The sequence below is a fragment of the Alsobacter soli genome (assembly GCF_003004785.1).
Classification (GTDB): Bacteria; Pseudomonadota; Alphaproteobacteria; order Rhizobiales; family Beijerinckiaceae; genus Alsobacter; species Alsobacter soli.
On the sequence record NZ_PVZS01000009.1, the window covers coordinates 80,378 to 102,365 of the forward strand.

Sequence of the window (21,988 nt, forward strand, 5' to 3'; positions counted from 1 at the left end):
GGCTTTTGCGTCTCGTCGGCTTCCGTCGTCCCCTGAGCGCCTAGGCGCAAGCGCCCGGCCGGCCCTCAGGGGCGGGTAAGGAGAAGAAGCCCGGAAAGAAGCAGCGAGGCGCGCAGCGCCGCCGGACGGACCGCAAGGGTCTCCGTCGTCAGCAGGCGATGGGTGGCGAATGCAGCCACGGCGTCCTCTTATCCGGCCAGGCTGGCCGTTTTGGCTTCATAACTGAGGGCAGGCCGGGGGCGCAAGCCTCGGCTGCTGTTGGATGCTGGATTTCGTTCCGGCTGCTTCCGAGCCGAGCACGAGGATGCATCCCGTTGACGAGCGTCTCCAGGCGGCGTCAAACGAAGACATCGCCGTGGAGAATCACCGATGCGGAAGATCGCGCCCGCCCTTTGCTTCGCCCTCGCAGCCTGCAACAGCGCCGGCCCGGCGCCGGGGCCGATGGCTGCGGCTCCAGCCCCGGGCGCATCCGCCTACGCCAATCTGCCAGCGGGCGTGTCGCCGCCCGGGTTCCGGCTTCCCGAAGGCTCGGGCTGCTCCGGCGCGGTCGCGCGCTATCACGCCATGATGGACAACGACCTGAACTCCGGCCATGTCAGCCAGTCCGTCTATGACCGCATCAAGGTCGAGATCGGACAGGCTTCCGCCGCGTGCCAGGCCGGACGGGACGGGGAGGCGGAAGCCATGGTCCGCGCCTCGCGGAGCCGTCACGGTTACCCGCAGGGGTAAGGAAGCGCGGCCGCCGTCGCGGCCGCCTCGAAATCAGGCCTGCGGAGCCGCGGCCGGCGTTTTCGGGGCCCGCGGCTTGCGTGCGGGCTTCGGGGCGGGGGCGCGGTGCAGCGCTTCGAGGGTGGCCGAAACCGGGTTCGGGAAGTGCTCGAGCGTCGAGCCGGTGGCGGCGTCGACGCCCATGCCCACGAGGCCGCCGACGAGCACATTGCCGGCGAAGCCCGCCGCGCCCGATCCGGCGACGCGGGTCTGAACGGGCACCTGCTGGTCCTTGTAGCCGTCCATCGCGAAGGTCGCGATGAATTCCGACTTGCGCGGGATCTCGAGCGTGCAAGGGGTCGAACACGTGTGGCCAAGCGACGTGCGCATCTGTGCGCCGGACGGCTCGGACGTGAAAGTGATTTGATTGGTCGTGCCGCGCGTGACGGTCGCGCATCCGGTCACAAGCATCATGACAGCAATGAGTGAAGTTGAGCGGATCACCGTTAAGCCCCGTTCTGGAGTGCCGGTGATTAGCACCATGGCTTAACGCCACGTTCAAGCTAGGCGGGAGGCTTGAATTCGGCCGGGGCGGGGTCTGTCCCCAGGAGTTTCAACCGCCTAGGCCACGCCCATGAGCTCGCGTCGGAGGTAAGCCGCCATGAACGGCGGCATGGCGCGTTCGTCGACGTCAGCGGCGCTGCGGACAATTCGGATATCGCTCAACTCCGGCTGGGCCTCGCGCTCCAGAAAATCGAGGATCCGGGTTCTGAGCGCCTCGGCGGGCTCGCCGGATTGGACCCGACGCATCAGGGCGATGCGTTGGCCGTGGCTCACCACGGTCCAGTCATCGGCGAAGGCGACGTGCTCGCCCGTCAGGCCCGTTTCTTCCTTCAGTTCGCGGGCGACGCTGCCGGCGAGATCGACCTTGCCGTCCACGATGTCGCTCGGATCGGGCGTGCCGGCTGGGAAATAGACCTTTCCCGCGTTAGCGGTGTGCGGACCCATGACGCCGAGCAGAAAAGCGCCGTCGGCGCTGCGCAGCGCGGCCATGGCGAAACCGTTGCGCATCGATTTGTCCGGGAATCCAAAATCGCGCCAGGCCAGGAATCGGGAGAACCGCGTCTCCAGGTAGGCGGCCCTGAACGTGTCGCCTTCGATCCCGCCGCTGTGCAGCACCAGCACGCGGCCGTCGTACAGGGCCGGGTTGCTCGCCGCGACGGTCGCCCAGTGCGCGTCGATGCGCTCACGCTCCGCCTCGGCCCATGGCCATGGCCTGGGCTCGAAACGGCAATCGATCGTCTGAACCCGCGCGAAGGTCGGGAGTGCTTCGTGGTGCATACCAATGTCCGGTTGAGGCGCAACGGGTCGAGGCCGGAGAGACGTTCGGCCTGTGCGCGTCATAATCAGGTCAGGGGTCAGACGCGCAAGGCGCCCTCGGACACCACGACGGCGCAGCCTCCGATGGTCGCCTTTGTGAGGCGTCCGCCTTCGACCGAAAGGCCGAGCGTGATCTTCGACGGGCGCCCCATCTCGTAGCCCTGCTCGACCACGAGCATGTGCTCGCCGTCCCTGGGGCGGTCGAACCGCATCACCGCGCCGGCGAAGGCGGCCACGGCCGACCCGGTCGCGGGGTCCTCCAGGACGCCCATGTCGGGCGCGTACATGCGCGCGTGATAGGCGCTGCCCGCGTCCGTGGTCTCGCGCGTGTACAGGAACGCGTTCGGGTGATCGGCCGGGCCGACGCCCGCGTCCCAGGCGCCGAGGTCCGGCCGCGAGCGCGCGACCGCGGCGGCCGATTTCACCGGCACGAAGGTGAAGCCGTTGCCGGCGGAGTAGATCGTGGGCCGGTGCTCGCCGAAGCCGATGTCCTGCTCGTTCAGGCTCAGCGCCTGCGCGATCAGTCTGGCCTGCGGCACCGGCCCGAGTTCTTCCGGCAGGCGGGGGAGCGTGAAGGTGGCCTCGCCGCAGCCGTCGCGCTTCACTTCGACCACGCAGGGCACGAGGCCGACTTTCTCCTCCAGGCCGAAGCCCAGCACCCCGTGGCCGGCGCCGTGGTCGAGGCAGGCGAGCAGAACGGCCGTGCCCACGGTCGGGTGTCCTGCGAAGGGCAGTTCACGGCCAGGCGTGAAGATGCGTAGCCGGGCGCGATTCCTGGCGTCTTCCGGCGGGAGTACGAAGACCGTCTCGGAGAGGTTGAACTCGCGCGCGATCCCCTGCATCGCCGCATCCGTCAGGCCCTGGCAGTCGAGCACGACGGCGAGCGGATTGCCGGCCAAAGGGCGTTCCGCGAACACGTCCAGCGTGAAGAATCGGCGGCGCATGGCGTCCTCCCGTTGCTAGTCGCGATGGGAATGGGGCAGGTCGATTTCGACCGCAAGGAGGCAGTGGTCGCTGGCCTTGGGCCGATCCCAACCGACGCGCGGATAGCGGTCTCCCGTCAGGGCGAGCTTGGCGATCGAGCGATCCGGATCACGCGGATCCAGCGGGGTGCGATAGGGCAGGCCACGGCGGATAATGTCCACCTTGGCGCCGCGCTCGGCGAGGGCAGGGGAGAGCAGCAGGTAATCGAGCTGGACGTGCTCCTCCCTGATGCGCTGCTCTTCCTCCACCCAGGCGCGGTGGAAGTGGGTCCAGCGCTCGTGAGGCGGCAAGTCGGACACCGGGTTGACGCCGAAGCCGTCGGTCAAGGGCTCCAGCGCGCAGGGCGGCTTGGGCGTGACGTCGCCTCCCGGGCCGATGACCTCGAAATAGTCGTTCAGGTCGCCGGCGATGATCCAGTTGGCCCGCCGCCAGTCCGGACCGAAGCGGCGCTGGACGAGCGAGCGGACGGCGCGGGCCTCGGCCCGGCGCAGAGGCATCGTGCCCGTGCGGCCGTCGGCCTTGCCGTTGTTCATGGACTTCAGGTGGCAGACGAAGAGCGTCAGGGACGTCCGGCCGAGGTCCAGGTCGACCATCAGGCAGTCGCGGTTGAAGACGCGGTCGTCCGGCCTGATGCCGAAGGCGGCGATGTCGCGGTCGTAGACGCCGAACTCGGCGAAGCTGGCCTCGCGATGGGAGGTGATCGTCACCTGGTCGGGCCGCAGCAGGTCGCGCCGGGCCGCGAAGGCGACGTCAATGCCGCGGCGGTCGTTGCCCTCCACCAGCTTGAAGTGACCGTAGCGGATGTCAGACATCCGGTGCACGTAGTTGGCGAAGAAGGCTTCCAGCACCCGCAGGCTGTCCACCTCCTGAAGGCAGAGGATGTCTGCGCGCGCTTCCGCGATGGCCAACGCCGTCATCTGCCGCTTGTCGTCTTCCAAGGTGAGGGCGACGGAGCGCTCGGCCTGCTCCCGCTCGTGCGGGCGGGAGAACTCGGCCAGCGACATGGCCGCAGTAACCTCGCCGCGCTGGACCTCCGCGAAGCGCCAGCGGGAGGAGAGATTCTCCACGTTGAACGTGCCGACGCGCAGCTTCATGGCGGAGACATCCCATTCCAGCGCGCCGGGCGAGCCTGCGCCATTCAGACCTGCTCGACCGTGAAGCGGCGGGTCGGGTTCACGAATTCGTCCTGCGCGGCGACCGTGAGGATCTCGCGGGATCCGGCCTCCTCCGTGCGCTTGAGCAGGCCGTAGATGGAGGCCGCAGCCTCGCCCAGCGCATGGGCTGTCGAGCGACTGCGCAGCCAGTGCACGTAGAACAGCGCCGCGATCGCGTCGCCGGCGCCGTTGACGCTCAGGCCGAGCTTGGGGGTGCGAACACGGTGGATCGCCTGGCCGTCCGAGGCCAGGAGGTCGATAGCATCGCCGGGCGTCTCCTCCGTCAGGAGCGAGGTGACGAGCACGACCTTGGGTCCGAGCGTATGGACGATGTCCAGCGCCGCCTTCACGTCGGCCAGCGTGGCGCAGGTCCGCTCTGCCAGGTATTCAAGCTCGAACTGGTTGGGCGTGATCACGTCGGCGGCCGGAACCGCCTGCTCGCGCATGAACTCGGGCACGCCGGGGCGCACGAAGACGCCGCGGCCCACGTCGCCGATTACGGGGTCGCAGCAATAGGCGGCCCGCGGGTTCGCGGCCCGGACCCGCTCGACCGTGGACAGGATCGCGACGCCGATGTCGGACGAGCCCATATAGCCGGAGAGCACGCCATCGCACTGCCCCAACACCCCACGCTGGGCGATGCCGTCCACCAGCTCCTCAATCATGGGGCCGTCGAAGACGCGGCCCGTCCACTGCCCGTAGCCCGTGTGGTTCGAGAACTGGACCGTGTTGATGGGCCAGACCTCGCAGCCGAGACGCTGCATTGGGAAGGTCGCGGAGGCGTTGCCCACGTGCCCGTAGGCGACGTGGGACTGGATGGAAAGAATGTTCATGCTGGCAGCATTGCGCCGAAGCGGCCGCCAAACAAATCAAAAGGCATGATCGCGGCCATCGGCTGCGGTGAAGCTGGCCGGCTCCTGTCCCGCGTAGCGCCCGCTCAACGGCCTGCCATCTCCAGGGCGAACTCGTACAGCGCGAAAACCGCGGCCGTAAGAGCGAAGAGAAGCTCGGCGGAGATTTCCATGCCCGTCCCTCCCAGCGGTTAACGCCAGGTTAACGCCATCTGGCCGCCATTGTTCCGGCAAAACCAAGGCATCAATTCACAAACCTCAACGTGGTTTACGGTGAATTCTTTTGTTTCGTGGGGATTGAAGTCGTCTCGGTTTTGTGGCTAGGGTTCGTTCGATATAACGAACGGAACTGGCCATGCCCGCTCCCTCTCTCCCCCTCGCCTTCGAATCCCGTCCGCGCGCCTCAGGTCGCTTGGTCGGGGATCTTGTGGAAGGCTTCCGCGGCCTCAGCCCCGCCGAGCGGCTGACCCTCCTGCGACGGTCCGTTCAGGGTCGGATCGTCTTCACGACCAGCTTCGGACTCGAGGACCAGGCGCTCACACACTGGATCTTCGGGAGCGGCCTGGACATCGCCGTCGTGACGCTCGATACGGGCCGGCTTTTCCCGGAAACCTATGCGCTCTGGAGCGAAACCGAGCAGCGCTACGGCAAGCGCATCCGGGGCGTCTATCCCCGGGGCGAGGCTCTGGAGGAGCTCGTGGCCGACCAGGGCATCGACGGCTTCTACCTGTCCGTGGAAGCCCGGAAGGCCTGCTGCGGGGTCCGTAAGGTCGAGCCGCTCCGGCGCGCCCTCGGGGGCGTCAGCGCCTGGGTGACTGGCCTCAGGGCCGACCAATCGACCAACCGCCTGGGGATGGAGCTCGTCTCCTTCGACCCGTCCTATGGGCTCATCAAGGCCAATCCCCTGCTGGACTGGAGCAGGGATGCTCTCTTTTCGTTCGTCAAAGAGAACGGCGTTCCCCTCAACCCGCTGCACGAGAGAGGATTTCCCTCCATCGGCTGCGCGCCCTGCACGCGGGCGATCAGGCCCGGCGAGCCGGAGCGCGCCGGCCGCTGGTGGTGGGAGGACGAGGCCAGGAAGGAGTGCGGCCTCCATGTGGCTGAAGACGGCCGGCTCACGCGCGCTGCGCCGCAGGAGGCCGGGGCATGATCCAGCTCACGCATCTCGAGAAGCTGGAGGCTGAGGCCATCCACATCATCCGGGAAACGGTCGCGACCTGCGACAACCCCGTGATGCTCTACTCCATCGGCAAGGACTCTGCGGTCCTGCTTCACCTGGCCCTCAAGGCCTTCTACCCGGGCCCGCTGCCCTTTCCTGTTCTGCACGTCGACACGACCTGGAAGTTCCGGGAGATGATCGCCTTCCGCGACCAGCGCGCGAAGGAGCTCGGCCTGGACCTCATCGTGCACGTCAACCAGGAGGGCGTGCGCGCCGGCGTGAACCCGTTCGTCTCCGGATCCCGAGTCCACACGGACGTGATGAAGACCCAGGCGCTGCGGCAGGCCCTGGACATGCATAAGTTCGACGCCGCATTTGGAGGCGCGCGCCGGGACGAGGAGAAATCGCGCGCCAAGGAGCGCGTGTTCTCGCTGCGCACGGCGGAGCATCGCTGGGATCCCAAGTCGCAGCGGCCCGAGCCTTGGCGTCTCTACAACACCCGCAAGCGCCCGGGCGAGAGCTTCCGCGTGTTCCCGCTGTCGAATTGGACCGAGGCCGACGTGTGGGACTACGTCGCCCGCGAAAACATCCCTGTCGTGCCGCTCTACTTCGCCGCGCCCCGCCCGGTGGTGGTCCGCGACGGCGCGCTGATCATGCGCGACGACGATCGCATGGCGTTGCGGCCAGGGGAGGTCGTCGAAACCCGGATGGTCCGTTTCAGGACGCTGGGCTGCTACCCGCTGACCGGAGCCGTGGAGAGCACGGCCGCCACCCTGCCGGAGATCATCGCCGAGATGCGCGGCTCCCGCTCCTCCGAGCGACAAGGGCGCATCATCGACCATGACGGCGCAGGCTCCATGGAGCAGAAGAAGCAGGAGGGCTATTTCTGATGAGCCCCGCCGTCGCCCTCCGGGCCGTTCCCGACATTCCGGCGCCCGAGCCCATCGCCAGCAAAGGCCCCGCGCTGCTGCGCTTCATCACGTGCGGATCCGTGGACGACGGCAAGTCGACGCTGATCGGCCGGATGCTTTACGAGGCCCAGCTGGTTCACGACGACCTGCTGGACGCGCTGGCGCGCGATAGCCGGAAGTTCGGCACCCAGGGCGACAAGCTCGATCTCGCGCTGCTTGTCGACGGTCTTTCGGCCGAGCGCGAGCAGGGCATCACGATCGACGTGGCCTACCGCTATTTCGCCACGCCACGACGGTCGTTCATCGTGGCCGATACGCCTGGGCACGATCAGTACACCCGCAACATGGCGACCGGCGCCTCGACGGCGGACCTCGCCGTGATCCTGGTCGACGCCCGCAAGGGCGTGCTGCCCCAGACCCGCCGGCATTCGTTCATCGTGTCCATGCTGGGCGTCCGCCATATTGTGGTGGCCGTGAACAAGATGGACCTGGTCGGCTACCAGCAGGCCGTGTTCGACGGCATCGTCGCGCAGTATCGCGAGATGGCTGCACGCCTCGGCTTCGATGCGGTCACGCCAATTCCGATCTCGGCGCTGGAGGGCGAGAACGTCGCCCGTCGCTCGACGGCGATGCCGTGGTATGCGGGGCCGAGCCTGTTCGAGCACCTGGAGACGGTGGAGATTTCCGCCAGCGCTGCGCCGGGGGTGCGTTTCAGGTTCCCGGTGCAATGGGTCAACCGGCCCAACCTGGACTTCCGCGGCTTTTCGGGGACCGTCGCAGGAGGGGTGATCCGGCCTGGGGACGAGATCGCTGCCCTGCCGAGCGGGCGCCCCTCCCGCGTGAGGCGGATCGTCACCCAGGGTGGCGATCTGGACGAGGCGGTCGCGGGCCAGGCCGTGACGCTGACCCTCGATGATGAAATCGACGTGTCGCGCGGCGATGTGATCGTGGCCGTCGGAGATGGCCTAACCGCCCGGAAGGCCTTCGCCGGGCGCCTGCTCTGGATGAGCGAGCGCTCCCTGGGCAACGGCGAGGAATTCCAGCTGCGACTGGCGTCCGCAACCGCTGCCGCCCGGGTTTCGGTGCTGGGCGCCGTGGATATCCATTCGTTCGAGCCCGCCGCTGCCGACGGACTGGGGATGAACGAGATCGGGCTCGTCACCGTCGCCCTGGACCGGCCGGTCGCGCTGACCGACTATCGGGGCGACCGTGAACTCGGAGCTTTCATCCTGGTGGACCGGGTCACCGGCGACACCGTCGCGCTGGGGCTTGTGGACGCCGGCGCAGCCTCGCTCGTCCGCGGCGCCGACGCCGTGGCGCGGAGAGCGGGCGGGACAGGGCCGGCAGCGGCCGTGCGACGGCATTTGGCCGAGGGCCTCGTGGCAGGCTGGCGCGCGGGCCTGATCGAGGAGGCCAGCTGGAGGCTGCTGTCCGGGCTGGGGATGGCAGCGCTGACCCAGGCGGTGCTCGGGGATTGGCGCCTCACGATTGCGGCCGGCCTTTTGGAGGCGCTGCTGCGGCCCGCTCTTCGCTTCGCGCACCGAAAGGGCTGGCGCGCCCTCGAGCAGAGGCGTCTGGCCAGGGCCGCCTACGACGCCGACGGCAGCGGGATCTGATCCGGGCCAGCATATGCCGCCAAGGTCCGGGGACGCTGCCGCAAGGCGCCCAATCTTCTACCGCGCACAACCGTGGTGGGATGGCTATAGTGAACACAGGAGAGCATCGATGACACGCAAGCGCCTTCGACGTCTTTTCGATCACGCACTGGCCGTCACGGTCGTCGCGTTCTGCTTCGCCATCGCGTCGGGCGCCCGCGCCCAGACCGTCGAACTGCTCAACGTCTCCTACGATCCGACCCGCGAACTCTACAGGGCCATCAACGCGGCCTTTGCGCAGGAGTGGAAGGCCAAGACCGGCCAGACCGTCACCATCCGTCAATCGCACGGCGGCTCCGGCGCCCAGGCCCGCACGGTCATCGACGGCCTCAACGCCGACGTGGTCACCCTGGCGCTGGGGGGCGACATCGACGCGATCGCGCAGCGCACCAGGAAGATCCCGGCGGACTGGCAGACGCGCCTGCCTCACAATTCCTCACCCTACACCTCGACCATCGTGTTCCTGGTCCGCAAGGGCAATCCGAAGGGGATCAAGGATTGGGGCGACCTCGCCAAGCCGGGCGTCGGGGTGGTCACGCCCAACCCGAAGACGAGCGGCGGGGCGCGCTGGAACTACCTGGCGGCCTGGGCCTGGGCGAAGAAGGCCTATGGGGGAGACGAGACCAAGGTGCGCGCGTATATCGCCGCCCTCTTCGGGAACGTCTCCGTGCTGGACACCGGAGCGAGGGGAGCCACGACGACTTTCGCCCAGCGCGGCATCGGCGACGTGCTGCTCGCGTGGGAGAACGAAGCCTATTTGGCCGGCGAGGAGTTCGGAGCCGGAAGATTCGAGATCGTCACGCCGTCGCTCTCCATCCTGGCGGAGCCCCCCGTTGCGCTCGTGGACGGCAACGCTGACGCGAAGAAGACCCGGGAGGTCGCGCAGGCCTACCTCGAGTTCCTGTATACGCCGAAGGCCCAGGCCATCATCGCCAAGAACCATTATCGGCCGATCAGGCCGGAGACGGCCGATCCGAAGGATCTGGCGCAATTCAAGCCCATCGAGCTCGTCACGATCGACAAGGACTTCGGTGGGTGGGCGAAGGCGCAGCCGGAGCACTTCGGCGACGGCGGCACGTTCGACCAGCTCTACAAGCCCAAGCGCTGAGCCATGCAGACGGCGGCCGCTCCGCGCTGGCGCCAGCCCAGCATTCTTCCCGGCTTCGGGCTGGCGCTTGGCGTCACGCTGACGGCCCTTTCGCTGGTCGTCCTCATCCCTCTGGCCGGCCTGGTCCTGAAGGCCGCCAGCATCGGCCCGGCGGAGTTCCTGGCGATCGCGCGGGCGGAACGCACCGTGGCGGCCCTTCGGCTCTCCTTCGGAGCCTCCTTCCTGGCGGCGCTCGTCAACGCGGGTTTCGGCATGCTGATCGCGTGGGTGCTGGTGCGCTACCGCTTTCCGGGCCGAAGGATGGTCGACGCGGCCGTGGACCTGCCCTTCGCGATGCCGACCGCAGTCGCCGGCATCGCGCTCGCGGCGATCTACGCGCCGAACGGCTGGATCGGGGCTCCGCTGGACACGCTGGGCCTCAAGGTGGCCTACACGCCGCTGGGCGTGGTCGTCGCGCTGGTCTTCATCGGGCTGCCCTTCGTGGTGCGCACGGTGCAACCGGTGCTCGAGGAGATCGAGCCCGAAGTCGAAGAAGCCGCGGCGCTCCTGGGCGCCGACCGTCGGCGCACGATTTTCACCGTGATCCTCCCTTCCGTGTTCCCGGCCCTGGCGACGGGATTCGTGATGGCCTTCGCGCGGGCCGTCGGCGAGTACGGGTCGGTGATCTTCATCGCCGGGAACGTGCCGATGGTGTCGGAGATCGCGCCGCTGCTGATCGTGATCCGGCTGGAGCAGTTCGACTACGCCGGGGCGGCGGTGGTCGGCGTGCTGATGCTGGCGGCGTCCTTCGTCATGATCCTGTTGCTCAACCTGCTGCATGGCGGGCTCAGGCGGAGGCTGGGCCATGTCTGACCTCGCTCTCGCCCAGACAGACGCGCCCGTGCGCCGCAGCGTGCGCAGCGAGGGACCAGTCGCGCGCGCGGCGCTGATCGGCCTGGCGCTGCTCTTCCTGGCCCTGGTGCTCGGTTTCCCCCTGGTCTCCGTCTTCGTGGAGGCGCTGCGGAAGGGATGGGACGCCTACCACGAGGCATTGGTCGAGCCCGACGCCCTGGCGGCGGTTCGCCTCACCTTGCTGGTGGCCGCCATCGCGGTTCCGGTGAACGTCGTGGTCGGCCTGGCGGCGGCCTGGGCCATCGCCAAGTTCGAGTTCCGCGGCAAGGCGCTGCTGACCAGCCTCATCGACCTGCCGTTCTCGGTGTCGCCCGTCGTCTCCGGTCTCGTCTACGTGCTGCTGTTCGGGGCCCAGGGGCTGCTCGGACCGTGGCTGAAGGCGCACGGGATCGAGATCATCTTCGCCCTGCCGGGGATCGTGCTGGCCACCATTTTCGTGACGTTCCCGTTCGTGGCGCGCGAAGTGCTGCCCGTGATGCAGGCGCAAGGCGCCGCCGAGGAGGAGGCGGCCCTCATGCTGGGCGCCTCGGGGTGGCGGACCTTCTGGACCATCACGCTGCCCAACGTGAAGTGGGGCGTGCTCTATGGCGTGCTGCTGTGCAACGCGCGCGCGATGGGGGAATTCGGCGCGGTCTCAGTGGTGTCGGGCCGCATTCGTGGGCTGACCACGACCGTGCCGCTGCACGTTGAGATCCTCTACAACGAGTACAACACGGTCGCAGCCTTCGCGGTGGCGTCGCTGCTCGCCCTGCTGGCGCTGATCACGCTCGTTCTCAAGACGCTGCTGGAATGGCGCTACGCCGACGAACTGTCGGCCGGCGCCAAGCACTGACCGGAGCCCGCCAATGTCCGTCGCAGTCAGGATCGAGGCTGTCACCAAGCTGTTCGGGCCGTTCCCGGCGCTGCGGGGCGTGTCGCTGGAGGTGGAGCCCGCCGAACTGGTCGCACTGCTCGGCCCATCGGGATCCGGCAAGACCACGCTGCTGCGCGTGATCGCGGGCCTGGAGGAGCAGAACGGTGGCCGGGTGCTGTTCGACGACATCGAGTCCCACCGGCTCTCCCTCAGGGACCGGCGGATCGGCTTCGTGTTCCAGCATTACGCCCTGTTCCGGCACATGACCGTTGCGGACAACATCGCGTATGGCCTCAAGGCCCGCCCCCGGAGGGAGCGGCCGAGCTCAGAGGCCATACGGCAGAGGGTTGGGCAACTGCTGGACCTGGTGCAACTCACCGGCCTCGAGAAGCGCTTCCCGGGCCAGCTCTCCGGAGGCCAGCGCCAGCGCGTGGCGCTCGCCCGGGCGCTGGCGATCGAGCCGCGCGTGCTCCTGCTCGACGAGCCCTTCGGCGCGCTCGACGCGCGCGTGCGCAAGGACCTGCGCCAGTGGCTGCGCGACGTGCACCGGCGCACGGGCCACACCACGCTCTTTGTCACCCATGACCAGGACGAGGCGCTGGAGCTCGCGGACCGGGTGGCGATCCTGAACGACGGCCGGATCGAGCAGGTCGGCACCCCCGACGACGTCTACGACAAGCCGGCCACCCCCTTCGTGTGCGGCTTCCTGGGGGAGAGCAACCGGATCGGGGTTGAACTCGCGGGTGGCCAGGCCTTCCTGGGGGACACGCCCATCTTTCCGGCGACGCACAACAATGGACGGGGCGCGGCCGATCTTTTTGTCCGTCCGCAGGACGTCCGGATGGAGCCGCCGGGCGGGCAGGGGCTCGCCGGCGTCGTCGCCGCGGTGCGGCGGCACGGCGCCATCCGCCGGGCGGAGGTGGCGGTCGCCGGGCTGGCCCGCAGGCTCGACGTGGATCTGCCCAGCGCTATCGTGCCCGCCATCGGTGAAACGGTCGGCCTCAAGATCGTCAGGGCGACCGTATTCGGGCCTTCGGCCTGATTTTCAGCCCGCCACGGTTCGGCAGCGACAATATCGCGTGGTTTTCGCAACCCTGGATTGTATCGGGGGTGCCCCGGCCCTAGACTTGACCGCATCCGTTGCGACTTTTGGTCCCCCGCCTCATGGTCAACGACAACGAGGGATCTCGGCATCCCTCACCCACGTCCCTGTCCGGGGAGGCGGAACTCCAGGAGCTTCGTGAGGCCTTGGCGTCCCGCGACGCCTTTCTCGCGCTTGTGGCGCACGAGTTGCGCAATCCGATGACGCCGATCCTGGCGCAGGTGCAGCGGCTCAGGCGCATGGCGCAGGACGGCTCCGACGCGGAGATCCTCGCCAGGGGCGCCGAACGCGCCGAGAGGCTCGTGGTGCACTACATCAAGCGGGTCACCACCCTGCTGGACGTGACCCGCATCCGGGCCGGGCGCGTCGACCTCAAGCCGGAGCCCCACGATTTCGCTGAAACGGCCGGCCAGGTGGTCGAGAGCCTGGGGCCCGCCGCGGCCTATTCCGGCTGCCGGATCGAGTTCAGCTGCCCGGAGACGCTGCCTGCCGTGTTCGATCGGCTCGCGGGCGAGCAGATCCTGGAGAACCTGCTCAGCAACGCCATCAAGTATGCGCCGGGGCAGCCGATCCTGGTGTTCGCACGAATCGACGGCGAGGACCTGGCGTTCGGGGTGTCCGATCGTGGGCCAGGCATCTCCCCCCACGACCAGCAGCGCATCTTCGAGCGGTTCGAGCGGCTCCTGGGCGCGGGCGCGCCGGCCGGAGGCTTCGGCGTCGGGCTTTGGGTCGTGCGGCGGCTGGTCGAGGCCATGCACGGCCGGATCACGGTTTCCAGCGTGGAGGGTCAAGGCTCCACTTTCACAGTGCGGCTGCCGCGGAGCGGCGCCGGCGCGGACGACCAGCGCCGGAGGGGCGAGACATGAACGAAACAACAATGCAGCGAACGCCGACCACCATCCCGGGGCTTGATCGCCTCCTCGGTGGAGGCGTGTTCCGGGGCGGCATCTACATCGTCCAGGGCGCCCCCGGCTCCGGCAAGACCATCCTGGCCAATCAACTGTGCTTCGGCCATGCGGCCGCCGGCGGGCGGGCGCTGTATGTGACCCTGCTGGCCGAAAGCCATTCGCGCATGATCGGCCACCTCGAGAACCTGGCCTTTTTCGATCGCGCCGCCATCCCCGATCGCGTCACCTACCTGAGCGCCTTCAGGACCCTGGAGGACGACGGCCTGAAAGGCCTCGTTGACATGCTGCGCCGGGAGATCCGCAGCAAAAGGATCAGCCTTCTTGTGCTGGATGGGCTTGTCTCGGCGGAGGAAACCGCTACCTCGCCTCGCGAGTTGAAGAAATTCATCCACGAACTGCAGACCCAAGCCGGGTTGACGGATTGCACCATGTTCCTGCTGACGAGCGCCTATATGGGTCAGCGGATGGTCTCAGCCGAGCACACCATGGTGGATGGGCTCGTGGAGCTGCAGAGCTCGACCTACGGGCGCCAGTCCGAGCGCGAATTGCAGATCCACAAGTTCCGCGGCGGTGCGATGATCCGCGGCCTGCATTCCTACGTGATCTGCGACAACGGCATCGAAGTCTACCCGCGCACGGAAGCGCTCTACGCGAAGCCCAGCCGGGCCGAGACGGCCGACGGGCCGACCGTGTCGATCGGAATCCCTGTCCTCGACGGGATGATGGGGGGCGGGCCCAGCGTCCACAGCACGACGCTCCTGCTGGGACCGGCGGGCATCGGCAAGAGCACGGTGGGGTTGCAGTTCCTCGGCCACACGGACGAGCCGGGGCTCTATTTCAGCTTCAACGAGAGCCCGCAGTCCGTCCTGGTCAAGGCCAAGGGCTTGAAACTTCCAGTGGCTCAGAGGATCAAGGACGGCCAGGTCCGGGTGCATTGGCAGCCGGTCACCGAGGCGGTCGTGGACGCGGTGTGCGACAGGCTGCTGCGCACGGTGGAGCAGAACGGAATCCGTCGGCTCTTCATCGACGGCGTGGACGGCTTCGCCAAGCTCTCGACGGACACGACCCGGATCGGCCCGCTGCTCACGGCGCTGAGCAACGAGTTGCGGGCCCGGTCGGTGACCACGCTCTCCACCGCCGAGATGGATCTCGCCGGGATCGTGCCGGGGCAGCCTCTGGCGGGAATGGCCGTTCGCGACATGTCCCCCGTGGCCGACAACATCATCGTTATGCGCTATGTCGGCGCCCACTCCCACCTGCACCGTCTTGTGGCCGCGCTGAAGGTCAGGGAGGGGCGGACCTCCATGGAATTCCGCCGCTTCCGACTGGAGCCGGGCGGACTGCACATCGAAGCGGACGCAGCCGTTGCGGAGCGGCTCCTGCGTGGGCTGGAAGAGCGGCCCGAGGAAGCCCAGGCTCTGCAGTCCGCGCCCCATATCCCCGACCATCTCGGCCGAGGAGAATGATCTTGCGCACGGTGCTGGTCGTCGACGACGAATGGGCGATCGCCGAAGTGCTCGAGGACATCCTCAGCGACGAGGGCTTTCGCGTCGTCGTCGCCAACAATGGCCGGCAGGGGCTGGAGCGGGCCCTGGCCGAAAAGCCGGACCTGATCCTGCTGGACTTCATGATGCCCGTGCTGGATGGGCCCGGCATGCTGGCCGCCTTGGCCGAGGATGAACGGGTGAGCGGGACCAGGGTGATCCTGATGAGCTCGTTGCCGGAAGCGACCGTGCGCGAGCGATGTTCAGGCTATGCGGCGTTCCTGCGGAAGCCGTTCCTCATCGACGATGTGCTGGCGACGATCCAGAACATTGTTACGTCATAAAACGAAGCCCTGTAGTGGACCACAGGGCTTCGTTGTTATAACCAGTGCTCTCAGCGCCAGAACAGCGCGATCAAAATGATGATCGGGATCGGGACGCCGATCAACCAAAGCAAAGCGCCTTTACCCAGTCCCATATTGTCCTCCTTTTGCTTTCGCTGTCCAAACAACTGTCGAGTCCGCAGCTTGGTTCCTGAGGCTGCGCAGGGGACCCCTCGCGGCGGCGTGGGAAGGCTGGCGACGGCGCCACTCCAGGCGCCTTGAAAAACTAGGCGCCTTGAAAAAAGCGGAAGCTCTGCGGGAACGATTGTTGCAACCGCGAGTTGAACGGCTCAGCTGCGGCTTGGATCGGACCGGCGCCCAGAGCTGAAACCATGAGGGCCGCCCAGGTCCTCTGCGCGGACCGGTCATGTTGGGGGAGTACAGACATGGCCGTTGCGGCCGATTGGGCAGGCGTCATCAGCCGGCATCACGACGAGATCATCAAGGGCTGGCTTCAGCAACTGAGAGATGACGGGACCCTCCAGACGGGCCGGATCAAGGACGCCGAGCTCGAGGGCGAGTGCCGTCGCATGCTGGCCCTGGTGGGTCCCGAGCTGGCGCATGGGGCAGCGCACTCGCCTCTCGGGGGCGAATTGCGGGACATGCTGGTGGCGCTGTCCCGTTCCAGGGCGCTCCAGGGTTTCACGCCCAGCGAAACATCCAATTTCGTACTCGGCCTCAAGCTCCCGCTGTTCGGCGCAATCGGAGTGGACTATCCGGACCAGGCCGACGTGATCGCGGGGGCGACGATCGAGGCGACGCGCAAGCTCGACAGGCTGGCTTTGCTGACCATCGAGTCTTTCCAGAAGAGCCGCGAAGAGGTGATCATCCGCCAGCAGCGGGAAATCGCCGAACTGTCCACCCCCGTGGTCAAGCTTTGGGACGGCATCCTCGCCCTGCCGCTCATTGGAACGCTCGACAGCGAGCGCACCCAGGTGGTGATGGAGAACATGCTCCAGTCCATCGTGGAGCACTCGGCCGAGATCGCGATCATCGACATCACGGGCGTTCCAACCGTGGACACGCTCGTGGCGCAGCATCTGTTGAAGACGGTCGCGGCCGCGCGCCTGATGGGCGCGGATTGCATCGTCAGCGGCATCCGCCCGCAGATTGCGCAGACCATGGTGCATCTCGGCGTCGAGCTCAACGTGATCTCGAAAGCCAGCCTGGCGGACGCGCTGGCGCTCGCCCTGCAGAGGATCGGTAAGCGCGTGGTCGACACCGCCGGCGCGACAGCCGCCCCCGTCGAGTTCCTGCGCTGAGGCGCCGTCCATGGACCGAATTCCGATCCTGAAAATGGGCGACGCCCTCCTGATCACCATCCAGGTGGACATGCATGACCGCCTGGCTCTGGCCCTTGAGGAGGATTTGACCGCCAAGATCGCGGCCACCAAGGCCAAAGGCGTTTTGATCGACATCTCCTCGCTGGAAATCGTGGACAGCTTCATCGGGCGAATGCTGGACAACATCGCGGCCGTCTCGCGCATGCTGGACGCCGACACGGTGGTGGTGGGGATGCGGCCGGCGGTGGCCATCACGCTCGTGGAGCTTGGGCTGTCGCTGACGGGCGTGAAAACCGCGCTCAACGTGGAGCGCGGCATGCTGATGATCCAGAACCGGCTCAGGGGCCTGGGAGACTTCAGTGGCCGTCGTTCGTGACGACGTGATGCCGGTCCGCAGTTCCGACGACATCGTCCGGGTTCGCCAGGAGGTGCGCGCCCGCGCGATCGAGATCGGCCTCAGCCTGGTGGACCAGACCAAGATCGTCACGGCCGCCAGCGAGCTCGCTCGCAACACGCTCGACTACGGCGGGGGCGGGACCACGCGTCTCGAAGTCGTCCAGGACGGGGGACGCCGGGGCATCCGGCTGACCTTCGAGGACAAGGGCCCGGGCATCGCGGACGTCGAGCTCGCCCTCAAGGACGGCTACACCTCTGGCAAGGGCCTGGGGCTCGGGCTCAGCGGCGCGCGCCGGTTGTCGAACGAGTTTTTCATCGAATCCAAGCCTGGCGAGGGAACCCGCGTCACTATCGTGCGCTGGAAGTGAGAGGGCGCGATGACGACGAAGGCCATTCCAGTCAGCGAAGGCAGTCAGGTCGCTGAAGCGCGCCGGATTGTGGTGGCCTTGGCGGAGCGGGTCGGTTTCACGCCCGAGGAGGCAGGCCGGGCCGCCATCGTGGCCACCGAGCTCGCCACGAATCTCGTCAAGCATGGCGGCGGCGGGACCATCCTGTCGTCGCTGGTCTGCGAAAACGGGTCGGACGGCGTCGAGGTCATCGCCGTGGACAGTGGGCCGGGGATGGGTGACATCTCCGCGTGTCTGCGGGACGGTCATTCAACGGCTGGCAGCGCGGGCCAGGGGCTCGGATCCGTCAGCCGCCAGGCGCATTCCATGGACATCGTGTCGTGGCCCGGTCACGGGACGGCTGTGCTGGCGCGCCTCGGTCGAGGCCGCACGCCGCCGCCGGGCCATTTCATCCCTCATGCCTCTTCGAGTCTCGCTTTCGGCGCTGTGTCTACGCCCAAGCCCGGAGAGGAGGTGTGCGGCGACGCCTGGGCCGTGGCCCGTGACCGCGAGGGACGCCCATTGCTGCTGGTCGCGGATGGCCTCGGGCACGGAGCGGCCGCGGCCGAAGCGTCGACCGCTGCGGTGCGGATCTTCTCGTCACGCGCCAGCGAGGTGTTCGACCTGACGGACCTCCTGGAGCGGATCCATCACGGACTGCGGGCGACGCGCGGAGCGGCCGTCGCGGTCTCTGCTCTCGACGTCGCGACGGGCCGGGCCACATTCGCGGGAGTGGGCAACATCGCCGGAGCGGTGGTCAGTCCGGGCGATGTCCGCCGCATGATTTCCCACAACGGCTCGGCGGGCGTCTCGGCGCGCCGTTTTCAGGCCTTCGAATATCCGCTGCCGAGGGACTCGCTGGTGGTGATGCACTCGGACGGGATCTCCACGAGCTGGACGCTGGACCGTTACCCAGGTTTGTTCGCCGCCCATCCGAGCCTTATCGCCGCCATCCTGTGGCGCGACTGTTGCCGTGGGCGCGACGACGCCACCGTGCTGGTGGCGCGGAGCCCGCGGCCATGAGACATCCCATCCTCTCCACGGCGCTCCGCAGCGAAATGGACGTCGTTTACGTTCGGCAGCGCGCCCGCAGCATCGCCGAGCGGCTTGGCTTCGACCAGCAGGACCAGACGCGCATCGCGACGGCGGTGTCCGAAATCGCCCGCAACGCCTACGCGTATGGCGGCGGCGGCAAGGCCGAGTTCTTCCTGGAGACCGACGCGCGCCCCCAGGAGATAGCGGTCCGCATCTCGGACACCGGGCCCGGGATCCGCCAACTCGAGACCATCCTGGAAGGCCGCTACAAATCCCGCACCGGGATGGGGCTCGGCATCATCGGCGCCAAGCGGCTGATGGACCAGGTCTCGATCGAGACGGCTCCGGGCAAGGGCGCGGTGGTGGACCTGCGCAAGGCGCGCCCGGAACGCGCGGCGCCCATTCAGCCGAGCGCGCTGTCCTCGATTGCGGCCTCGGTCGCGCGCGAGAGCGAGAGCGACCCCATGGGGGCTCTCCGCGAGCAGAACCGGGAGCTGCTCAACAGCCTTTCCGAGCTCAAGGAGCGCAACGAGGAGCTGAACACGCTCAGCCGGGAGCTCGAAGACACCAACCGGGGCGTGGTGGCGCTCTATTCCGAGCTGGACGAGAAGGCCGAGCAGTTGCGCCAGGCCAGCGAGCTGAAAACCCGCTTCCTGTCCAACATGAGCCACGAGTTCCGCACGCCGCTGAACTCGATCCTGGCGATCTCGCGCATGCTGCTGGATCGTCTCGACGGCGATCTCTCGGCCGAGCAGGAGAAGCAGGTCGGATACATCCGGCAATCGGCGGAGCACCTGACCGAACTGGTCAACGATCTCCTCGACCTCGCGAAGGTGGAAGCCGGCAAGCTCGACGTGAAGGTCACCCCATTCACCGTGACCGAGCTGTTCGGCGGCCTGCGCGGCGCGATGAAGCCGTTGCAGACCGCGGACGCTGTCTCGCTCACCTTCGAGGAGGAGGCCGGGCTTCCGGCGCTCCGGACAGACGAGGGCAAGGTGGCGCAGATCCTGCGCAATTTCATCTCCAACGCGCTCAAGTTCACCGAAGCCGGCGAGGTGAAGGTGAGCGCCGGGTGGAACCGGAAGAGCGGCGAGGTCGTCTTCGCCGTCAGCGACACCGGAATCGGAATCGCTCCCGCTGACCAGGAGCGGATCTTCGATGAGTTCGTGCAAGTGGAGAACCGCCTGCAGGCCCGTTCGAAAGGCACTGGGCTCGGCCTGCCGCTCTCGCGCAAGCTCGCGGAACTGCTCAAGGGGGCGGTGTCGGTGACCAGCGAGCCGGGGAAGGGATCCACCTTCGTGCTGAGGATCCCCGCATCCTACGCGCCGGCCGCCCCTGGACGCGGCGCGACCGGCGCTGCCGGCCTGCGCAGGGTGCTGGTGGTCGATGACGACGAGGCGTTCCGTTACGTGGTGCGCCAGATCATCTCCTCGGAGCCGGGCTTCGAAGTGGCCGAGGCGGCGAACGGCGCGGACGCCCTGGAGCTGATCCGGTCCGACCCGCCGGACGCCATCATCCTGGACATGCAGATGCCCGTCATGGACGGACCTTCGTTCCTGCGGGCGCTGCAAGGCGAGGCGGACATGGCGTCCCTGCCGGTGATCGTCTCGACATCTCACGTCATCGACCCGGACCTGCGGCGCAAGGTCGGATCGGCAAGGGCGGTTCTGAGCAAGGAGACGCTCTCGAAAGAGGTTCTCATGTCCTTGCTCGCCGGTGTGACGGGACCTGCAGCATGACCAGCAAGACGCCCGAACCGCGCCTGATCCTCAATGTCGACGACACAGAGGCCGTCCGCTACGCGAAGACGCGGACGCTCCAGCGCGCCGGCTATGAGGTGATCGAGGCGGGAACGGGCGCAGACGCCCTCCGATTGGCGGCCGAGCGCCAGCCGGCGGTGGTGCTGCTGGACGTCAAGCTGCCGGACTACAGCGGGATCGAGATCTGCCAGATTCTGAAGCAGGAGCATCCGCGGATGATGGTCCTGCAGATCTCGGCCTCATTCGTGGCCAGCGCCGACAAGGCGCTGGGCCTGAACAGCGGCGCCGACTCCTACATGACGCAGCCGGCGGAGCCGGAAGAACTCGTGGCGGCGGTGCGGGCGCTGTTCCGCATTCGGGACGCGGAGACCGAGTTGCGCCGGTTGAACGACGAACTGGAGCGGCGGGTCGAGGAGCGCACGCGCGAACTCGCGGAAGCGAACCACCGGCTGCAGGGGGAGATCCTGGAGCGCGCCAAGGCCGAGGCCGCCCTCGTTCAATCGCAGAAGATGGAGGCGGTGGGGCAACTCACGGGCGGCATCGCCCACGACTTCAACAACCTGCTCGCGGCCGTGGTGGGCGGCCTGCACCTGATCCAGCGGCGCTCCAAGGAGGAGCGCATCATCGAGCTGGCCGGGCACGCCCTGCAGGCCGCGCAGCGGGGCGTGAAGCTGATTTCGCAGCTGCTCGCCTTTTCCCGGACCCAGGAGCTCGAGGCGAAGCCCGTCGACATCAACGCGCTGATCACCGGCATGCAGAACCTGCTTGGGCAGTCGCTCGGGCCGACGATCCAGATCTCGACCGACCTCGGTCCGGACGTCGGACCCGTGCTGGCCGACGCCAACCAGCTCGAACTCGCCCTCGTCAACCTGGCCATTAACGCGCGGGACGCGATGAAGGGCTCCGGGCGCATCGCTTTCGCGACCAGGACGGTGTCCCGGCCCGAGGCGCCGGGCGAGCCCTGGGTGACGATCTCGGTGGCCGACAATGGCCCCGGCATGTCGACGGAGGTGCGCGAGCGCGCGTTCGATCCCTTCTTCACCACCAAGCCGGCGGGGCAGGGCACCGGCCTCGGGCTGTCCCAGGTGTATGGCGTCGCGCGCCAGCTGGGCGGGCAGGCGCACATCGACAGCCGCGAGGGCGACGGCACGACCGTCACGATCATGCTCCCCCAGGCCCGGCATGCTGCGGCGCCGGCCGCCCCCGCGCTGCCGGCCGAGGCGCCTCGCGGAAAGCAAGAAACCGTGCTGCTGATCGAGGACGACGAGGACCTGCGCCGGGTGATGTGCGACGCCCTCGTCGAGCTCGGCTATCGGGTGGTGGCCGCCGTGGACGGCGTCGAGGGAATCGAGCTCGCCAAGGCGGGGCCGGTGGACATCGCCATCCTCGACTACGTCATGCCCGGCCTGACCGGCGCCGAGACGGCCCGGCGACTCAAGGAGATGCGGCCGGATTTGCCGATCGTGTTCGCGAGCGGGCACGCGGACACGCGCGCGCTCGCGGACGTGGGCGCGCACGGGCTCCTGCGCAAGCCCTTCGACTTCGACGAACTCGCCGCGCGGCTGCGGCAGGAGCTTGGGCGGGAGCGTGCGTGATC

22 protein-coding genes are annotated in these 21,988 nt (G+C 67.9%); 17 read left to right on the forward strand and 5 right to left on the reverse strand.

The features are described 5' to 3' along the window. Positions 1–369 precede the first annotated feature (369 nt). A complete protein-coding gene (locus SLNSH_RS09940) occupies positions 370–729 on the forward strand; it encodes a hypothetical protein (RefSeq protein WP_106336601.1) in 360 nt (119 codons plus the stop codon). A 33-nt stretch (positions 730–762) separates the two neighbouring features. Here the strand turns inward: SLNSH_RS09940 and SLNSH_RS09945 are convergent, their stop codons facing one another. The 5 genes from SLNSH_RS09945 to pdxY form a co-directional block, all read right to left on the reverse strand. Then, entirely contained in the window at positions 763–1,098 is a 336-nt protein-coding gene (locus tag SLNSH_RS09945; RefSeq protein ID WP_245422212.1) for a translation initiation factor 2, read from the reverse strand. Between the two features lie 231 nt (positions 1,099–1,329). Then, positions 1,330–1,893 (reverse strand): NUDIX hydrolase, encoded by a 564-nt coding sequence (locus tag SLNSH_RS09950; protein ID WP_245422214.1) that lies wholly within the window; start codon positions 1,891–1,893, stop codon positions 1,330–1,332. Positions 1,894–2,126: 233 nt separating this feature from the next. Further along, entirely contained in the window at positions 2,127–3,032 is a 906-nt protein-coding gene (locus tag SLNSH_RS09955) for a PhzF family phenazine biosynthesis protein (RefSeq protein ID WP_106336605.1), read from the reverse strand. Positions 3,033–3,047: 15 nt separating this feature from the next. Then, a complete protein-coding gene (locus tag SLNSH_RS09960) occupies positions 3,048–4,166 on the reverse strand; it encodes an endonuclease/exonuclease/phosphatase family protein (RefSeq protein ID WP_106336607.1) in 1,119 nt (372 codons plus the stop codon). A gap of 44 nt (positions 4,167–4,210) precedes the next feature. After that, a complete protein-coding gene (gene pdxY / locus SLNSH_RS09965; protein WP_106336609.1) occupies positions 4,211–5,059 on the reverse strand; it encodes a pyridoxal kinase PdxY in 849 nt (282 codons plus the stop codon). Between the two features lie 373 nt (positions 5,060–5,432). Between pdxY and SLNSH_RS09970 the strand changes: the two genes are divergently transcribed. The 16 genes from SLNSH_RS09970 to SLNSH_RS10045 all read left to right on the forward strand — a co-directional run bounded on the left by SLNSH_RS09970 (position 5,433) and on the right by SLNSH_RS10045 (position 21,986). Then, positions 5,433–6,227, forward strand: a complete 795-nt coding sequence (locus SLNSH_RS09970) for a phosphoadenylyl-sulfate reductase (RefSeq protein WP_106336611.1) — start codon at positions 5,433–5,435, stop codon at positions 6,225–6,227. After that, complete coding sequence (cysD, locus tag SLNSH_RS09975) at positions 6,224–7,126, forward strand: sulfate adenylyltransferase subunit CysD (RefSeq protein ID WP_106336613.1); 903 nt, start codon at positions 6,224–6,226, stop codon at positions 7,124–7,126. Before SLNSH_RS09970 ends, cysD begins: the two co-directional genes overlap by 4 nt. Beyond that, complete coding sequence (gene cysN / locus SLNSH_RS09980) at positions 7,126–8,763, forward strand: sulfate adenylyltransferase subunit CysN (protein ID WP_106336615.1); 1,638 nt, start codon at positions 7,126–7,128, stop codon at positions 8,761–8,763. Before cysD ends, cysN begins: the two co-directional genes overlap by 1 nt. Positions 8,764–8,872: 109 nt before the next feature. Then, entirely contained in the window at positions 8,873–9,910 is a 1,038-nt protein-coding gene (locus SLNSH_RS09985; protein WP_106336616.1) for a sulfate ABC transporter substrate-binding protein, read from the forward strand. A 3-nt stretch (positions 9,911–9,913) separates the two neighbouring features. Then, positions 9,914–10,762: a sulfate ABC transporter permease subunit CysT gene (cysT, locus tag SLNSH_RS09990; RefSeq protein ID WP_106336618.1), complete on the forward strand. Its 849-nt coding sequence runs from the start codon at positions 9,914–9,916 to the stop codon at positions 10,760–10,762. Continuing rightward, entirely contained in the window at positions 10,755–11,633 is an 879-nt protein-coding gene (gene cysW / locus SLNSH_RS09995) for a sulfate ABC transporter permease subunit CysW (protein ID WP_106336816.1), read from the forward strand. The genes cysT and cysW overlap by 8 nt, the downstream gene beginning before the upstream one ends. Before the next feature lie 13 nt (positions 11,634–11,646). Next, a complete protein-coding gene (locus SLNSH_RS10000) occupies positions 11,647–12,696 on the forward strand; it encodes a sulfate/molybdate ABC transporter ATP-binding protein (protein WP_106336620.1) in 1,050 nt (349 codons plus the stop codon). Between the two features lie 206 nt (positions 12,697–12,902). Beyond that, positions 12,903–13,622 (forward strand): sensor histidine kinase, encoded by a 720-nt coding sequence (locus SLNSH_RS10005; RefSeq protein ID WP_158266733.1) that lies wholly within the window; start codon positions 12,903–12,905, stop codon positions 13,620–13,622. After that, entirely contained in the window at positions 13,619–15,130 is a 1,512-nt protein-coding gene (locus SLNSH_RS10010) for an RAD55 family ATPase (protein WP_106336624.1), read from the forward strand. The genes SLNSH_RS10005 and SLNSH_RS10010 overlap by 4 nt, the downstream gene beginning before the upstream one ends. Before the next feature lie 11 nt (positions 15,131–15,141). Continuing rightward, positions 15,142–15,492 carry a response regulator gene (locus SLNSH_RS10015; RefSeq protein WP_245422233.1) on the forward strand — a complete coding sequence of 117 codons (351 nt, stop codon included), beginning with the start codon at positions 15,142–15,144 and terminating at the stop codon, positions 15,490–15,492. 425 nt (positions 15,493–15,917) lie between these two features. After that, positions 15,918–16,793, forward strand: coding sequence for an STAS domain-containing protein (locus SLNSH_RS10020; protein ID WP_106336625.1), 876 nt, complete (start codon positions 15,918–15,920; stop codon positions 16,791–16,793). Positions 16,794–16,803: 10 nt separating this feature from the next. Beyond that, complete coding sequence (locus tag SLNSH_RS10025) at positions 16,804–17,190, forward strand: STAS domain-containing protein (protein WP_106336627.1); 387 nt, start codon at positions 16,804–16,806, stop codon at positions 17,188–17,190. Beyond that, positions 17,174–17,578, forward strand: a complete 405-nt coding sequence (locus SLNSH_RS10030; protein ID WP_245422216.1) for an anti-sigma regulatory factor — start codon at positions 17,174–17,176, stop codon at positions 17,576–17,578. Before SLNSH_RS10025 ends, SLNSH_RS10030 begins: the two co-directional genes overlap by 17 nt. Before the next feature lie 9 nt (positions 17,579–17,587). Then, on the forward strand, positions 17,588–18,619 hold the full coding sequence (locus tag SLNSH_RS10035; protein WP_106336629.1) for an ATP-binding SpoIIE family protein phosphatase: 1,032 nt from the start codon (positions 17,588–17,590) through the stop codon (positions 18,617–18,619). Continuing rightward, positions 18,616–20,370: an ATP-binding protein gene (locus tag SLNSH_RS10040; RefSeq protein WP_106336630.1), complete on the forward strand. Its 1,755-nt coding sequence runs from the start codon at positions 18,616–18,618 to the stop codon at positions 20,368–20,370. Before SLNSH_RS10035 ends, SLNSH_RS10040 begins: the two co-directional genes overlap by 4 nt. Continuing rightward, positions 20,367–21,986, forward strand: a complete 1,620-nt coding sequence (locus SLNSH_RS10045; protein WP_106336632.1) for a response regulator — start codon at positions 20,367–20,369, stop codon at positions 21,984–21,986. Before SLNSH_RS10040 ends, SLNSH_RS10045 begins: the two co-directional genes overlap by 4 nt. The last annotated feature ends 2 nt before the right edge of the window (positions 21,987–21,988 follow it).

What these genes read in the sequence shown, in the direction of transcription:
- SLNSH_RS09960 (WP_106336607.1), bottom strand. Translation starts at nt 4,166, where the DNA reads ATGAAGCTGCGCGTCGGCACGTTCAACGTGGAGAATCTCTCCTCCCGC.
- pdxY (WP_106336609.1), bottom strand. Translation starts at nt 5,059, where the DNA reads ATGAACATTCTTTCCATCCAGTCCCACGTCGCCTACGGGCACGTGGGC.
- SLNSH_RS10045 (WP_106336632.1), top strand. Translation starts at nt 20,367, where the DNA reads ATGACCAGCAAGACGCCCGAACCGCGCCTGATCCTCAATGTCGACGAC.
- SLNSH_RS10020 (WP_106336625.1), top strand. Translation starts at nt 15,918, where the DNA reads ATGGCCGTTGCGGCCGATTGGGCAGGCGTCATCAGCCGGCATCACGAC.
- cysN (WP_106336615.1), top strand. Translation starts at nt 7,126, where the DNA reads ATGAGCCCCGCCGTCGCCCTCCGGGCCGTTCCCGACATTCCGGCGCCC.
- cysT (WP_106336618.1), top strand. Translation starts at nt 9,914, where the DNA reads ATGCAGACGGCGGCCGCTCCGCGCTGGCGCCAGCCCAGCATTCTTCCC.
- SLNSH_RS09970 (WP_106336611.1), top strand. Translation starts at nt 5,433, where the DNA reads ATGCCCGCTCCCTCTCTCCCCCTCGCCTTCGAATCCCGTCCGCGCGCC.
- cysD (WP_106336613.1), top strand. Translation starts at nt 6,224, where the DNA reads ATGATCCAGCTCACGCATCTCGAGAAGCTGGAGGCTGAGGCCATCCAC.
- SLNSH_RS09955 (WP_106336605.1), bottom strand. Translation starts at nt 3,032, where the DNA reads ATGCGCCGCCGATTCTTCACGCTGGACGTGTTCGCGGAACGCCCTTTG.
- SLNSH_RS10010 (WP_106336624.1), top strand. Translation starts at nt 13,619, where the DNA reads ATGAACGAAACAACAATGCAGCGAACGCCGACCACCATCCCGGGGCTT.
- cysW (WP_106336816.1), top strand. Translation starts at nt 10,755, where the DNA reads ATGTCTGACCTCGCTCTCGCCCAGACAGACGCGCCCGTGCGCCGCAGC.
- SLNSH_RS09940 (WP_106336601.1), top strand. Translation starts at nt 370, where the DNA reads ATGCGGAAGATCGCGCCCGCCCTTTGCTTCGCCCTCGCAGCCTGCAAC.
- SLNSH_RS09985 (WP_106336616.1), top strand. Translation starts at nt 8,873, where the DNA reads ATGACACGCAAGCGCCTTCGACGTCTTTTCGATCACGCACTGGCCGTC.
- SLNSH_RS10040 (WP_106336630.1), top strand. Translation starts at nt 18,616, where the DNA reads ATGAGACATCCCATCCTCTCCACGGCGCTCCGCAGCGAAATGGACGTC.
- SLNSH_RS09945 (WP_245422212.1), bottom strand. Translation starts at nt 1,098, where the DNA reads ATGCGCACGTCGCTTGGCCACACGTGTTCGACCCCTTGCACGCTCGAG.
- SLNSH_RS10035 (WP_106336629.1), top strand. Translation starts at nt 17,588, where the DNA reads ATGACGACGAAGGCCATTCCAGTCAGCGAAGGCAGTCAGGTCGCTGAA.
- SLNSH_RS10025 (WP_106336627.1), top strand. Translation starts at nt 16,804, where the DNA reads ATGGACCGAATTCCGATCCTGAAAATGGGCGACGCCCTCCTGATCACC.
- SLNSH_RS10000 (WP_106336620.1), top strand. Translation starts at nt 11,647, where the DNA reads ATGTCCGTCGCAGTCAGGATCGAGGCTGTCACCAAGCTGTTCGGGCCG.